This is a genomic window from Pseudomonas sp. GW456-L13 (assembly GCF_017350115.1).
In the GTDB taxonomy this organism is placed as follows: Bacteria; Pseudomonadota; Gammaproteobacteria; order Pseudomonadales; family Pseudomonadaceae; genus Aquipseudomonas; species Aquipseudomonas jessenii.
Window position 1 is genome coordinate 1,990,905 of record NZ_JACNAS010000001.1, and the last position, 14,412, is coordinate 2,005,316.

Annotated in this window: 11 protein-coding genes; 1 reads left to right on the forward strand and 10 read right to left on the reverse strand. The window is 59.5% G+C overall.

Going from position 1 to position 14,412, the window contains the following annotated elements; translation table 11 throughout:
• Entirely contained in the window at positions 1 to 1,113 is a 1,113-nt protein-coding gene (locus J4D25_RS09120; protein WP_015093777.1) for an S-(hydroxymethyl)glutathione dehydrogenase/class III alcohol dehydrogenase, read from the reverse strand.
• A 107-nt stretch (positions 1,114 to 1,220) separates the two neighbouring features.
• Between J4D25_RS09120 and J4D25_RS09125 the strand changes: the two genes are divergently transcribed.
• Complete coding sequence (locus J4D25_RS09125) at positions 1,221 to 2,117, forward strand: LysR substrate-binding domain-containing protein (RefSeq protein ID WP_057716159.1); 897 nt, start codon at positions 1,221 to 1,223, stop codon at positions 2,115 to 2,117.
• Positions 2,118 to 2,272: 155 nt separating this feature from the next.
• Here J4D25_RS09125 and ispD read toward each other — a convergent pair whose 3' ends face one another.
• From ispD to rnhB, 9 genes are all read right to left on the reverse strand, one after another.
• The gene (ispD, locus tag J4D25_RS09130) at positions 2,273 to 2,980 is read right to left on the reverse strand and encodes a 2-C-methyl-D-erythritol 4-phosphate cytidylyltransferase (RefSeq protein WP_057716160.1); all 708 of its coding nucleotides are present in this window, start codon (positions 2,978 to 2,980) and stop codon (positions 2,273 to 2,275) included.
• The gene (gene ftsB, locus J4D25_RS09135; protein WP_007970710.1) at positions 2,977 to 3,255 is read right to left on the reverse strand and encodes a cell division protein FtsB; all 279 of its coding nucleotides are present in this window, start codon (positions 3,253 to 3,255) and stop codon (positions 2,977 to 2,979) included. Before ftsB ends, ispD begins: the two co-directional genes overlap by 4 nt.
• A gap of 169 nt (positions 3,256 to 3,424) precedes the next feature.
• Positions 3,425 to 4,714: a phosphopyruvate hydratase gene (gene eno, locus J4D25_RS09140; protein ID WP_008019783.1), complete on the reverse strand. Its 1,290-nt coding sequence runs from the start codon at positions 4,712 to 4,714 to the stop codon at positions 3,425 to 3,427.
• Positions 4,715 to 4,870: 156 nt separating this feature from the next.
• A complete protein-coding gene (kdsA, locus tag J4D25_RS09145) occupies positions 4,871 to 5,716 on the reverse strand; it encodes a 3-deoxy-8-phosphooctulonate synthase (protein ID WP_015093773.1) in 846 nt (281 codons plus the stop codon).
• 5 nt (positions 5,717 to 5,721) lie between these two features.
• Entirely contained in the window at positions 5,722 to 7,353 is a 1,632-nt protein-coding gene (locus tag J4D25_RS09150) for a CTP synthase (protein ID WP_057716161.1), read from the reverse strand.
• Positions 7,354 to 7,627: 274 nt separating this feature from the next.
• Positions 7,628 to 8,956 carry a tRNA lysidine(34) synthetase TilS gene (gene tilS / locus J4D25_RS09155; RefSeq protein WP_057716162.1) on the reverse strand — a complete coding sequence of 443 codons (1,329 nt, stop codon included), beginning with the start codon at positions 8,954 to 8,956 and terminating at the stop codon, positions 7,628 to 7,630.
• Between the two features lie 133 nt (positions 8,957 to 9,089).
• A complete protein-coding gene (locus tag J4D25_RS09160) occupies positions 9,090 to 10,037 on the reverse strand; it encodes an acetyl-CoA carboxylase carboxyltransferase subunit alpha (RefSeq protein WP_057716163.1) in 948 nt (315 codons plus the stop codon).
• Positions 10,038 to 10,176: 139 nt separating this feature from the next.
• Positions 10,177 to 13,698, reverse strand: coding sequence for a DNA polymerase III subunit alpha (gene dnaE, locus J4D25_RS09165; RefSeq protein ID WP_057716164.1), 3,522 nt, complete (start codon positions 13,696 to 13,698; stop codon positions 10,177 to 10,179).
• Between the two features lie 76 nt (positions 13,699 to 13,774).
• Entirely contained in the window at positions 13,775 to 14,401 is a 627-nt protein-coding gene (gene rnhB / locus J4D25_RS09170) for a ribonuclease HII (protein ID WP_057716165.1), read from the reverse strand.
• Positions 14,402 to 14,412 lie beyond the last annotated feature (11 nt).

Consider the following 14,412-nt stretch of genomic DNA (forward strand, 5'->3'; position numbering starts at 1 on the left):
TCAGAAATGGATGACGGAGCGAATGCTTTTCCCTTCGTGCATCAGGTCAAACGCCTTGTTGATATCTTCCAGGCCCATGGTGTGGGTGATGAAGGTATCCAGCGGAATCTCGCCGGTTTCGGCCATTTCCACATAGCTTGGCAACTCGGTACGGCCGCGCACGCCGCCGAATGCCGAACCGCGCCAGACGCGGCCGGTGACCAGCTGGAACGGACGGGTCGAGATTTCCTGGCCGGCACCGGCAACGCCGATGATGACCGACTCGCCCCAACCCTTGTGGCAGCACTCCAGTGCGGCGCGCATCAGTTGCACGTTACCGATGCACTCGAAGGAAAAATCCACGCCGCCATCGGTCATGTCGACGATGACTTCCTGGATCGGGCGATCGAAGTCTTTCGGGTTCACGCAATCGGTTGCACCCAACTGCTTGGCGATCTCGAATTTGGCCGGGTTGATGTCGATGGCGATGATGCGGGCAGCCTTGGCTTTTACGGCGCCGATAACAGCCGACAGACCGATGCCGCCAAGACCGAAAATGGCGACCGTATCACCCGGTTTCACCTTGGCGGTGTTGAGCACTGCACCGATACCGGTAGTGACACCGCAGCCCAGCAGGCAGACTTTTTCCAGTGGCGCTTCCTTGGCGATTTTCGCAACGGAAATCTCCGGAAGCACGGTGTACTCGGAGAACGTGGAAGTGCCCATGTAGTGGAAAATCGTTTCGCCCTTGTAGGAAAAACGCGAAGTACCGTCGGGCATCAAGCCTTTGCCCTGGGTCGCGCGAATCGCCTGGCAGAGGTTGGTTTTACCCGACAGGCAGAATTTGCACTGGCGGCATTCCGGGGTGTACAGCGGGATCACATGATCACCGACTGCAACGGAGGTCACGCCCTCGCCGATCGCTTCCACGATCGCACCACCTTCATGGCCGAGGATCGACGGGAAGATGCCTTCCGGATCAGCGCCGGACAGTGTGTAGGCATCGGTATGGCAAACACCGGAGGCCACCACGCGCAGCAAGACTTCGCCGGCCTTGGGCATGGCGACATCGACTTCAACGATTTCGAGGGGCTTCTTGGCCTCGAAGGCAACGGCGGCGCGCGACTTGATCATGGTGATTCTCCAGTGAATTAAAACGAGACAACGAGTGTAATACATGGCTCAACGATGAATAATCGATGCAAATGCAAAATATTATTGCCACACAGGGATAATCATTGATGTCCGAAAATCGCTGGGAAGGGATCGACGAGTTTGTCGCCGTTGCCGAATGCAGCCAGTTCACCGCTGCCGCGCAACGCCTGGGGGTTTCTTCCTCCCATATCAGTCGACAAATCGTACGCCTCGAAGAGCGCCTGCAAACCCGCCTGCTCTACCGCAGCACCCGCCGGGTCACGCTGACCGAGGCCGGGCAAACCTTCCTGCAACATTGTCAGCGCTTGCAGGATGGCCGCGAAGAGGCGTTGCGCGCGGTGGGCGATTTGACCAGCGAACCCAAGGGCATGCTGCGCATGACCTGCGCCGTGGCTTACGGCGAGCGCTTCATCGTGCCGCTGGTGACCCGCTTCATGGGGCTGTATCCGCAACTGCGGATCGACATCGAACTGAGCAATCGCCAGCTTGACCTGGTGCACGAAGGCCTCGACCTGGCGATTCGCCTCGGGCGCTTGCAGGACTCACGGCTGGTCGCCACCCGCCTCGCGCCGCGACGCATGTTTCTCTGTGCATCACCCTCCTACATTGAACGCTACGGTCGCCCGCACAGCCTGTCGGAGCTGAGTCGCCACAACTGTCTCATCGGCAGCTCGGACCTCTGGCAACTGGAACAGAACGGGCGGGAATATTCGCAACGAGTGCAGGGAAACTGGCGCTGCAACAGTGGGCAAGCGGTGTTGGACGCGGCGCTACAAGGCGTGGGGCTGTGTCAGTTACCGGACTATTACGTGCTGGAGCATCTGAAGAGCGGTGCGCTGATTTCGCTGCTGGAGGCGCATCAACCACCGAACACGGCGGTTTGGGCGCTGTATCCGCAGCAGCGGCATCTGTCGCCGAAGGTGCGCAAGTTGGTGGATTATTTGAAGGAAGGGTTGGCGCAAAGGCCGGAATACCGAAACTGATGTCAATCAGTGCCGGATTTGTTGTTTGAACTACCGCTATCGCGAGCAAGCTCGCTCCCACAGTGGATGGGGTCGAACGCAAATCTTGCAAACGCCAGCAATCCCTGTGGGAGCGAGCTTGCTCGCGATTGGGGACAACACTGAACCCAAATCAATCAGTGACGATTGGCCCAACGTTGTCTCAACCATTCAAGGTCTTCTGGACGCGTAACCTTGAGGTTATCGGACCGCCCTTCGACCAGTCGCGGTGCCGAACCGGCCCACTCCATCGCCGAAGCTTCGTCAGTAACAACGGCATCGGCCACCAGGCTGTCAGCCAGTGCGCGATGCAGCGCCCCAAGGCGGAACATCTGCGGCGTGTAGGCCTGCCAGATCACACTGCGATCCACGGTTTCGACCACACGACCATGCTTGTCGACCCGCTTGAGCGTATCCCGCGCCGGAACCGCCAGCAGCCCGCCGACAGGATCATCAGCCAGCTCAGCCAGCAATTTGTCCAGATCGTCACGGCTGAGGTTCGGCCGTGCGGCATCGTGAACCAGTACCCAATCCTCATCATCAGCGCCCTGCGCATGCAAGTGCAGCAAGGCGTTGAGCACCGACCCGGAACGTTCGGCGCCGCCCTCGACCCGGGCAATACGCGGATCACTGGCACACGCCAGGTTCGGCCAATAAGGATCGTCCACAGCAACACTGACCACCAGACCTTTGAGGCATGGATGATCAAGGAAACAGCCAAGGCTGTGTTCGAGAATAGTGCGCCCGCCCAGTTGCAGATACTGCTTGGGACGGTCCGCGGCCATACGGGCACCGACGCCCGCGGCAGGAATCACGGCCCAGAAGGCCGGTAACGAATTAATCATTGGGCCAACTGGTAAAGGGTTTCACCGTCCTTGACCATACCCAACTCATGACGAGCCCGTTCTTCGACGGTCTCCATGCCCTTTTTCAACTCACTGACTTCGGCGTCCATCACCCGGTTGCGTTCCAGCAATGCCTGGTTCTCAGCCTGCTGATCCGCAATCTGCTGAGTCAACTCGGCCACTTGCGCCAGACTGCCATTTCCCACCCACAGGCGGTACTGCAGGCCAGCCAGCAACAAAAGCAGGATGAGGAACAACCAATTGGGACTGCGCATCGAATATCAGGTATCCAGTGAAAAAAGACAGCCATGCCAAACGTGAAGCTTCTGATAGCACGAAGCCTGGAAGAACCAGGCTTGTGCATATAAGGCATCAGATTAGTGGCAAAAACGTCGCTGTTGCGATTTTTCCGACACAATCCGGTGTCTTTTTACCAGTTACCGCTTAACCGCGGAACTCGCCGCGACCGTTGTACTTGGCTTTGCCGTTCAACTGCTCTTCGATACGCAGCAGTTGGTTGTACTTGGAAACGCGGTCGGAACGGCACAGGGAGCCGGTCTTGATCTGGCCGGCCGAGGTGCCCACCGCCAGGTCGGCAATGGTCGAATCTTCGGTTTCGCCGGAGCGGTGCGAGATCACGGCAGTGTAACCGGCGGCCTTGGCCATCTGGATGGCTTCCAGGGTTTCGGTCAGGGTGCCGATCTGGTTGAATTTGATCAGGATCGAGTTGGCGATCTTCTTGTCGATGCCTTCTTTCAGGATCTTGGTGTTGGTGACGAACAGGTCGTCGCCTACCAGCTGAGTCTTCTCGCCGATCTTGTCGGTGAGGATCTTCCAGCCAGCCCAGTCGGACTCGTCCAGGCCATCTTCGATGGAGATGATCGGGTAACGCTCGGTCAGGCCTTTGAGGTAGTCAGCGAAACCTTCGGCGGTGAACACCTGGCCTTCGCCGGACAGGTTGTACTTGCCGTCTTCGTAGAATTCGCTGGCTGCGCAGTCCAGGGCCAGGGTCACGTCGGTGCCCAGCTTGTAACCGGCGTTGGCCACGGCTTCGGAGATCACTTTCAAAGCGTCTTCGTTGGAGGCCAGGTTCGGCGCGAAACCACCTTCGTCACCGACGGCAGTGCTCAGGCCACGGGCCTTCAGCACGGCTTTGAGGTGGTGGAAAATCTCGGTGCCCATGCGCAGACCTTCCGAGAAAGACTTGGCGCCAACCGGCTGAACCATGAATTCCTGGATGTCGACGTTGTTATCGGCGTGCTCGCCGCCGTTGATGATGTTCATCATCGGAACCGGCATCGAGTAGACACCCGGGGTGCCGTTCAGGTTGGCGATGTGAGCGTACAGCGGCAGGTCCTGGTCCTGTGCTGCTGCCTTGGCCGCGGCCAGGGAAACGGCGAGGATCGCGTTGGCGCCCAGGGAACCTTTGTTTTCAGTACCGTCGAGCTTGATCATTGCCAGATCGAGCGCTTTCTGGTCGCTTGGGTCCATGCCTTTCAACAGGTCACGGATCGGACCGTTGATGTTGGCTACGGCCTTCAGAACGCCCTTGCCCAGGTAACGGCTCTTGTCGCCATCGCGCAGCTCGAGCGCCTCACGCGAGCCAGTGGAAGCACCGGACGGCGCGCAGGCACTGCCGATGATGCCGTTGTCGAGAAGCACGTCCGCTTCCACGGTGGGATTGCCACGGGAGTCGAGAACTTCACGACCTTTGATGTCGACGATTTTAGCCATTGTTGTAAACACTCCAAAGTTGACGAAAACGACGCAGCTGTAGGAAATCTTTGATCGTCGGCAAGTGAGGTGCAGCGGGCAGTCTTGCAGACGACAAGGCTCAGGCCCGAGGGCCTGAGCGTTAAATCGTGCGGTACTTTACCGGAGAATTGAGGATTACGCGGTTTCTACCGTCGGAAAACTCTTCACCAGTTCGTCCAAAGCTTTGAGCTGGGCCAGGAATGGCTCCAGTTTGTCCAGGCGCAAGGCGCAAGGACCGTCGCACTTGGCGTTGTCCGGATCCGGGTGGGCTTCCAGGAACAGGCCGGCCAGCGACTGGCTCATACCGGCTTTTGCCAGGTCGGTGACCTGGGCGCGACGACCGCCGGCGGAATCGGAGCGACCACCAGGCATTTGCAGCGCGTGGGTCACATCGAAGAACACCGGGTATTCGAACTGCTTCATGATGCCGAAGCCGAGCATGTCGACGACGAGGTTGTTGTAGCCGAAGCTCGAACCACGCTCGCAGAGGATCAACTGATCGTTACCCGCTTCCACGCACTTGTTCAGGATGTGCTTCATTTCCTGGGGGGCGAGGAACTGGGCTTTCTTGATGTTGATCACGGCGCCCGTTTTGGCCATCGCGACCACGAGGTCGGTCTGGCGCGACAGGAATGCCGGCAACTGGATGATGTCGCAGACTTCAGCGACGACCGCGGCCTGGTCAGGCTCGTGGACGTCGGTGATGATCGGCACGCCGAAGGCTTGCTTGATGTCCTGGAAGATGCGCATGCCTTCTTCCAGGCCAGGACCACGATAGGAGGTCACAGAAGACCGGTTGGCCTTGTCGAAACTGGCCTTGAACACGTAAGGGATACCGAGCTTTTCGGTGACCTTCACATACTCTTCGCAAACCTGCATGGCCATGTCACGGCTTTCCAGCACGTTCATGCCGCCGAACAGCACCATGGGCTTGTCGTTGGCAATCTCGATGTCGCCGACGCGGATGATCTTCTGTGCCATCGGGGTTACGCCTTCTTCTGGTGTTGAGCCAACGCGGCCTTGACGAAGCCGCTGAACAGCGGGTGACCGTCTCGTGGCGTCGAGGTGAACTCAGGGTGGAACTGGCAAGCGACGAACCATGGGTGATCCGGAGCTTCAACCACTTCAACCAGTGCGCCATCACCGGAACGACCGGAGATTTTCAAACCGGCTTCCATGATTTGCGGCAGCAGGTTGTTGTTCACTTCGTAGCGATGACGATGACGTTCGACAATCACGTCCTTGCCGTAGCAACCGTGGACCAGGGAACCCGGCTCCAGCAGGCAATCCTGCGCGCCCAGGCGCATGGTGCCGCCCAGATCGGAGGTTTCGGTACGGGTTTCGACGGCGCCGGTGGCATCTTCCCACTCGGTGATCAGGCCCACGACCGGGTGGCCGCTTGCACGATCGAACTCGGTGGAGTTGGCGTCTTTCCAGCCCATCACGTTACGTGCGAACTCGATAACGGCCACTTGCATGCCCAGGCAGATACCCAGGTACGGAACCTTGTTTTCGCGAGCGTATTGAACGGCAGTGATCTTGCCTTCAACGCCACGCAGACCGAAGCCGCCCGGTACCAGGATGGCATCGACGCCTTCGAGCAGCGCGGTGCCCTGGTTCTCGATGTCTTCGGAATCGATGTAGCGCAGGTTGACCTTGGTACGGTTGCTGATGCCCGCGTGACTCATCGCTTCGATCAGCGACTTGTAGGCGTCCAGCAGCTCCATGTACTTGCCGACCATGGCGATGGTGACTTCGTGCTCAGGGTTGAGCTTGGCGTCGACCACGGCTTCCCACTCGGACAGATCGGCACCGCCGCATTGCAGGCCGAAACGCTCGACGACGAAATCGTCCAGGCCCTGGGAGTGCAGGATACCCGGGATCTTGTAGATGGTATCGGCGTCTTCCAGCGCGATCACCGCACGTTCTTCAACGTTGGTGAACTGCGCGATCTTGCGACGCGACGACACATCGATCGGGTGGTCGGAACGGCAGACCAGCACGTCTGGTTGCAGGCCGATGGAACGCAGTTCCTTCACCGAGTGCTGGGTAGGCTTGGTCTTGGTTTCGCCGGCAGTGGCGATGTACGGCACCAGTGTCAGGTGCATCAGCATCGCGCGCTTGGCGCCGACTTCGAAGCGCAGTTGGCGGATCGCCTCGAGGAACGGTTGCGACTCGATGTCACCCACGGTGCCACCGATTTCGACCATTGCCACGTCAGCGTCGCCGGCACCCTTGATGATGCGGCGCTTGATTTCGTCGGTGATGTGCGGGATCACCTGGATGGTTGCACCCAGGTAGTCACCACGGCGCTCCTTGCGCAGGACGTGTTCGTAGACACGGCCCGTGGTGAAGTTGTTGTTCTGGGTCATGGTCGTGCGGATGAACCGCTCGTAGTGACCCAGGTCCAGGTCGGTCTCGGCGCCGTCGTGAGTGACGAACACTTCACCGTGCTGGAACGGGCTCATCGTGCCCGGGTCGACGTTGATGTACGGGTCCAGCTTCAGCATGGTGACCTTAAGTCCCCGCGCCTCCAGGATGGCCGCCAATGATGCCGATGCAATGCCTTTCCCCAATGAAGAAACAACACCGCCCGTGACGAATATGTAGCGCGTCATGAAAAACCCTAGAAGTCTGCGTTAAAGCGGTCCGAGCCGCCGGGGAAAGCGAAGGAAGGCCGAAGCCCCCGATCACCTGCATTAATCACAGTGCACCTTTCGAAAAAACCGCCGCGTTGGGACAGACCGGAAAATGAAACACCGGTTCGTTGCTCGCTACACATTTTTTGGAATCGCCCAGCAAAGACTGCTTGGTAATCGGCAACTCCTGCAATTCAGGCGAATCCACAGAAGTTGTATCAAGAAGGGAGCGTAGTCTACCGGAAAGCCCCTTTCAGCTCAAACCTTGATCTTCGTTCAGTGGCTGCCAATGCAAATGCCAGTCGCCGAGTGCACCACCATCGAGCCCCTTGAGGTTCGCTACCGCCAGCAGTTGCCCGTCTTTGTAGAGCAGCGGCAATCTGCCGCGTACGAAGGACGGTACAGCGCTTTCATTGAGCAAACGTTTCAGGTCCCTATGGCCGCGGCCTGGCAATGCCATGACCTCTCCCCCTTCACGATAGCGGATATGCAGCGGGCCATCGGGGATTTGCCCGGTCAGCGAAAGCACGCCGTTGCCCGGGATAACCAGCGGTGAAGCCGGGTCCAGCCACACCCCGGCGCCGGACAGAGGCCTCAGCCAGTGGCCGGACAGCCACCAGATCCGTCCGCCCGCCCGATGCAGTTCGCCATCGGCCAGCCGCCACACCGGGCAGGCATCGCCGGTGGCATCGCGCAAATCCTCCCAACCCGACCAATGGTCAGTGTCCGGCAAGCGGGTCAGCGGTTCGAGCCAATGACTCAAGGCATTGCGCTGCCGGGCATCAGACAAATGCGCAAGCGGCGCCAGCTCAAGCGACCGCAAGCCCAGCCAGGCAAACTCACTGGCAGAGCTGGCCTCACGCAAATCCATGTCCGCCAGTTCTTCGAGCAGTCCTTGCGCCTCATTCAAATGCGTCGCGCTGCGGGCCATGGTCGCCACCGCTTGCGGCCAGCGCTGGATCAGCACCGGCAAGACTTGATGCCTAAGGTAATTGCGCGAGTACTGCCGATCCTGGTTCGAGGGATCTTCGATCCAGCTCAAGCCATGCGCACTGGCATAAGCCTCCAACTCAGCCCGCGTGACATCAAGCATTGGCCGCAGCAAATGCCCCTTGCCCAAAGGGCGCTGACGCGGCATCCCGGACAATCCGCGCACGCCCGCTCCGCGCAACAAGCGAAACAGCAGCGTTTCCGCCTGATCGTCGCGGTGCTGGGCCGTCAGCAGCACTTCGTTGGCCTGAAGGGCTTCAGTGAAGGCGTGATACCGCGCATCCCGGGCTGCACGTTCAAGACTGGCACCCGGTTGCACCTGCACGCGAACCACTTGCAGCGGCACGCCCAGCGCAGCGCACACGGCACGACAATGTTCCGGCCACGTATCGGCTACGGCTTGAAGGCCGTGATGAACATGGATGGCGTTGAGCGCCGGCAGGGATTCGGTTTTGGAGAGTGTTGCCAGAAGGTGCAGCAGGACAGTGGAGTCGAGGCCGCCGGAGAAGGCGATGCGCCAGGTCGCAGCATTGCGCCACGAGGCAAGATTCAACAAGAGTCTGGCGGGCAGATCAATATTGGACCGACTCATATCCATCACCTTGCATAAATCAAATGTGGGAGCGAGCTTGCTCGCGATAGTGGCCTGACATTCAACAGATTCGTCGACTGTCATACCCTCATCGCGAGCAAGCTCGCTCCCACATGGGCACTGCGTGTACGGCTTAGAGACCGTAGCTCATCAGTCGATCGTAGCGGCGCTTGAGCAGCGCGTCGTTATCGAACTTCTTCAGCATCGCCAGTTGCGAGCTCAGCTCGGCGCGGATCGATGCGGCTGCGGCGGCCGGGTCGCGGTGCGCGCCGCCCAGTGGCTCGCCAATCACCTTGTCCACGATGCCCAGGCCTTTGAGGCGCTCGGCGGTGATGCCCATCGCTTCTGCGGCATCCGGTGCCTTCTCGGAGGTTTTCCACAGAATCGAAGCGCAACCTTCCGGCGAAATCACCGCATAGGTGGAGTATTGCAGCATGTTCAACTGGTCGCAGACGCCAATCGCCAGTGCACCACCGGAACCACCCTCACCGATCACGGTGGCGATGATTGGGGTTTTCAGGCGGGCCATCACTCGCAGGTTCCAGGCAATCGCTTCGCTCTGGTTGCGCTCTTCAGCGTCAATGCCAGGGTAAGCGCCCGGAGTGTCGATGAAGGTCAGGATCGGCATTTTGAAACGTTCGGCCATTTCCATCAGGCGGCAAGCCTTGCGGTAGCCTTCCGGACGCGGCATGCCGAAATTGCGGCGAACTTTCTCGCGCACTTCACGGCCTTTCTGGTGACCGATGATCATCACCGGCTTGTCGTCCAGACGGGCAATACCGCCAACGATGGCAGCGTCGTCCGAGAAGTGACGGTCACCGTGCAGTTCGTCGAACTCGGTGAAGATGTGTTCGATGTAGTCCAGGGTATACGGACGTTTCGGGTGACGCGCCAGACGTGCGATCTGCCAGCTGGTCAGCTTGCCGAAGATGTCTTCGGTCAGCGTTTTGCTCTTGTCCTGCAGGCGGGAGATCTCATCGCCGATATTCAGCGAATTGTCATTACCGACCAAGCGCAACTCTTCGATCTTGGCTTGCAGGTCGGCGATCGGCTGTTCGAAATCTAGAAAATTCGGGTTCATAGGCGTCCGTCTTGGGTCGAGTCCCAAGGGTTCTTGGGCCGGCCGGTTGTCTATTCGCGCCCTACCTTAAGGGACAGGCGCGTTGAGGTCGAGATTAAAAATTCAGGTCAAGGTCAGGGCAATCTGATAGCACTGACCGTCAACGGTATTGGAGGAAGACGTTGTCTCGCCCGAACTGGTCACGCAGGGCTTGAATCAACGCATCCGCCGGATCGATTCGCCAGCCTTCGCCGAACTGCAACAAGGCCTTCGCATCGGGGCTGGTGTAGTCCAAGGTGATCGGGCACGCGCCGCGGTGACGCTTCAACAGTTCACCCAGCCAGCGTAGTTGATCGCCCTTGAGGTCCTTGGTATGCAACTTCAGGCGCAGGCTTTCGGCCAGATTGGTGCGCGCATCCTCCATGCTCATCACCCGCTTGACCCGCAATTTCAGGCCACCGGAGAAGTCGTCGTTGCTGACCTCGCCTTCGACCACCACCATCGCGTCGGTCTGCAACAGCGATTGCGCGGAATGGAACGCCTCGGAAAACAGCGAGGCCTCGATCCGTCCGGAGCGGTCGTCGAGGGTGATGAACCCCATCTTGTCGCCCTTTTTGTTCTTCATCACCCGCAAGGCGATGATCATCCCGGCAACGGTCTGGGTATCACGCGCCGGTTTCAGGTCGATGATGCGCTGGCGGGCGAAGCGACGGATTTCACCTTCGTACTCGTCGATCGGGTGACCGGTCAGGTACAGGCCGAGGGTATCTTTCTCCCCCTTCAGGCGCTCCTTGAGGGTCAGTTCCTTGGCCTTGCGGTGATTGGCGTAGACGTCGGCGTCTTCTTCGACAAACAGACCGCCAAACAGGTCGGAGTGACCGCTGTCCTGGGTGCGCGCGGTCTGTTCGGCCGCCTTGATCGCCTCTTCCATGGCGGTCAGCAGCACCGCGCGATTGCGGTCGATGTTGGCCTGGTAGGCTTTCTGCTCGTCGTGGAAATACGGCCCGAGGCGATCCAGGGCGCCGCTGCGGATCAAACCGTCGAGGGTGCGCTTGTTGATGCGCTTGAGGTCGACCCGTGCGCAGAAATCGAACAGATCCTTGAACGGACCGGCCAGACGCGCTTCGGTGATCGCCTCGACCGGACCTTCACCCACGCCCTTGATGGCGCCCAGGCCGTAAATGATCCGGCCTTCGTCGTTCACCGTGAACTTGAATTCGGACGTGTTCACGTCCGGCGCGTCGAGACGCAGCTTCATCGTCCGCACTTCTTCGATCAAGGTCACGACCTTGTCGGTGTTGTGCATATCCGCAGAGAGTACCGCGGCCATGAACGGCGCCGGGTAGTGCGCCTTCAGCCATGCGGTCTGGTACGACACCAGGCCATAGGCGGCGGAGTGGGATTTGTTGAAGCCGTAACCGGCGAATTTTTCCACCAGGTCGAAAATGTTACCGGCAAGGTCCGCGTCGATGTTGTTGGTGGCGCAACCTTCAATGAAGCCACCGCGCTGCTTGGCCATTTCCTCGGGTTTTTTCTTACCCATGGCTCGACGCAGCATGTCCGCACCACCGAGGGTGTAACCGGCCATGACCTGGGCAATCTGCATCACCTGTTCCTGGTACAGGATGATGCCGTAAGTCGGTGCCAGTACCGGCTTGAGGCCTTCGTACTGGTAGTCCGAGTGCGGGTACGCCAGCTCGGCACGACCGTGCTTACGGTTGATGAAGTCGTCCACCATGCCCGATTGCAGCGGGCCCGGACGGAACAGTGCCACCAGTGCGATCAAGTCTTCCAGGCAGTCGGGCTTGAGCTTTTTGATCAGCTCCTTCATGCCCCGGGATTCAAGCTGGAACACCGCCGTGGTTTCGGCTTTTTGCAGCAAGGTGTAGGTCGGTTTGTCATCCAGCGGGATGAACGCGATATCCAGCGGCGGTTCGTTGACCTTGGCACGGTCGCGGTTGATGGTTTTCAGCGCCCAGTCGATGATCGTCAGGGTCCGCAGGCCGAGGAAGTCGAACTTCACAAGGCCGGCCGCCTCGACGTCATCCTTGTCGAACTGGGTTACCAGGCCATCACCGGCTTCGTCGCAATAGATCGGCGAGAAGTCGGTCAGCTTGGTCGGGGCGATTACCACACCACCGGCGTGCTTGCCGACGTTACGCACAACGCCTTCGAGCTTGCGGGCCATCTCCCAGATTTCCGCGGCCTCTTCATCGACCTTGATGAAATCGCGCAGGATCTCTTCCTGCTCATAGGCCTTTTCCAGGGTCATGCCGACTTCGAACGGAATCATCTTCGACAGACGATCCGCCAGGCCATAGGACTTGCCCTGCACCCGCGCCACGTCGCGGACCACGGCCTTTGCCGCCATGGAACCGAAGGTGATGATCTGGCTCACGGCGTTGCGGCCGTACTTCTCGGCTACGTAGTCGATTACCCGGTCGCGACCGTCCATGCAGAAGTCGACGTCGAAGTCGGGCATCGACACCCGTTCCGGGTTGAGGAATCGTTCGAACAGCAGGTCATATTCCAGCGGGTCGAGGTCGGTGATCTTCTGCACATAGGCCACCAGCGACCCGGCACCCGATCCACGGCCAGGACCCACCGGTACGCCGTTGTTCTTGGCCCACTGGATAAAGTCCATCACAATCAGGAAGTAACCGGGGAACCCCATCTGGATGATGATATCCAGCTCGAAATTCAGCCGGTCGACATAGACCTGGCGCTTGGCCTCGTAGTCTTCGGTGGTGTCCTTGGGCAGCAGAACGGCAAGGCGCTCTTCCAGGCCGTCGAAGGACACCTTGCGGAAGTATTCGTCGATGGTCATGCCATCAGGGATCGGGAAGTTGGGCAGGAAGTGCGTGCCCAGCTTCACTTCAATGTTGCAGCGCTTGGCGATCTCGACGGTGTTTTCCAGCGCTTCGGGAATGTCGCTAAACAGCTCGGCCATTTCCTCGGCGCTTTTGAGATACTGCTGATCGCTGTAATTCTTCGAACGCCGCGGATCATCGAGGGCGCGGCCCTCACCGATGCAGACGCGGGTTTCATGGGCAGCGAAGTCTTCCTGCTTGATGAAACGCACGTCGTTGGTCGCCACCAGCGGCGCACCGAGCTTCTCGGCCAGGGCCACGGCGCCGTGCAGTTGTTCTTCATCGTTGGGGCGGTTGGTGCGCTGGATTTCCAGATAGAAACGATCCGGAAACACGTCCATCCATTCGCGGGCCAGGGTTTCGGCCTCGGCGGGGTTGCCGCTGAGCATGGCCTGGCCGATCTCGCCTTCTTTGGCCGCCGACAGCATGATCAAGCCCGAATTGGCTTCAGCAACCCATTCGCGCTCGATGATGATCGCACCGTTGCGCTGACCATCGATAAAGCCGCGGGAAATCAGTTCGGTGAGGTTGCGATAGCCTTCGGCGTTCATCACCAGCAGGCTGATCCGGCTCAGGGGGTTGTCCGGATCCTTGTTCGACAGCCACAGGTCGGCGCCGCAGATCGGCTTGATCCCGGCACCCATGGCGTTTTTATAGAATTTGACCAGGGAACACATGTTGTTCTGGTCGGTGACCGCCACGGCAGGCATGTTCATGCCCACCAGGGTCTTGACCAGCGGTTTGATCCGCACCAGACCGTCGACCAGGGAGTATTCAGTGTGCAGGCGTAGGTGAACGAATGAAGCCGGCATAGTGATCCTGCGTTAAGTCATGAAAACAACAAGGCCCGGATTGTACCGGGCCTTGAGTAAAACATCAGCCTCGCGACTAACTCTCGATGAGACCTTCCCGTGCCTCATACGCCAGCCGCACCGGGGCAAACGATCGCCGGTGAATCGGGGTCGGGCCAAGACGGGTGAGCGCTTCCAGATGAACGGGGGTCGGGTAGCCTTTGTGCCCGCCGATGCCGTAACCCGGGTAGATCAATTCGAACGCGGCCATTTCACGATCACGGCTGACCTTGGCCAGAATCGATGCGGCGGCGATGGCTGGAACCTTGCTATCGCCCTTGACCACGGCTTCGGAGCGCATCGGCAGTTTCGGGCAACGATTGCCGTCGATCATCGCCAGCTTCGGCTGAACGTGCAGCCCGGCGACCGCGCGCTGCATGGCCAACATGGTGGCGTGCAGGATATTCAGTTCGTCGATTTCTTCGACTTCGGCGCGAGCGATGCACCAGCTCAGGGCTTTTTCGCAGATTTCGTCGTAGAGCTTTTCGCGGCGGGCTTCGGTGAGTTTCTTCGAGTCATTCAGGCCGAGGATCGGACGGTTCGGATCGAGGATCACCGCCGCTGTCACCACCGCACCACAGAGCGGACCGCGACCCACCTCATCGACACCGGCAACCAACTCTTCGATTTCAGCGACCAAGGTGAAATCCAGCCCCATCTGCATATTCGTTTTAC

Bases quoted from the DNA above. Each gene is read 5' to 3' on its own strand.
- J4D25_RS09120 (WP_015093777.1), bottom strand. From the start codon at position 1,113: ATGATCAAGTCGCGCGCCGCCGTTGCCTTCGAGGCCAAGAAGCCCCTC.
- J4D25_RS09125 (WP_057716159.1), top strand. From the start codon at position 1,221: ATGTCCGAAAATCGCTGGGAAGGGATCGACGAGTTTGTCGCCGTTGCC.
- ispD (WP_057716160.1), bottom strand. From the start codon at position 2,980: ATGATTAATTCGTTACCGGCCTTCTGGGCCGTGATTCCTGCCGCGGGC.
- ftsB (WP_007970710.1), bottom strand. From the start codon at position 3,255: ATGCGCAGTCCCAATTGGTTGTTCCTCATCCTGCTTTTGTTGCTGGCT.
- eno (WP_008019783.1), bottom strand. From the start codon at position 4,714: ATGGCTAAAATCGTCGACATCAAAGGTCGTGAAGTTCTCGACTCCCGT.
- kdsA (WP_015093773.1), bottom strand. From the start codon at position 5,716: ATGGCACAGAAGATCATCCGCGTCGGCGACATCGAGATTGCCAACGAC.
- J4D25_RS09150 (WP_057716161.1), bottom strand. From the start codon at position 7,353: ATGACGCGCTACATATTCGTCACGGGCGGTGTTGTTTCTTCATTGGGG.
- tilS (WP_057716162.1), bottom strand. From the start codon at position 8,956: ATGAGTCGGTCCAATATTGATCTGCCCGCCAGACTCTTGTTGAATCTT.
- J4D25_RS09160 (WP_057716163.1), bottom strand. From the start codon at position 10,037: ATGAACCCGAATTTTCTAGATTTCGAACAGCCGATCGCCGACCTGCAA.
- dnaE (WP_057716164.1), bottom strand. From the start codon at position 13,698: ATGCCGGCTTCATTCGTTCACCTACGCCTGCACACTGAATACTCCCTG.
- rnhB (WP_057716165.1), bottom strand. From the start codon at position 14,401: ATGCAGATGGGGCTGGATTTCACCTTGGTCGCTGAAATCGAAGAGTTG.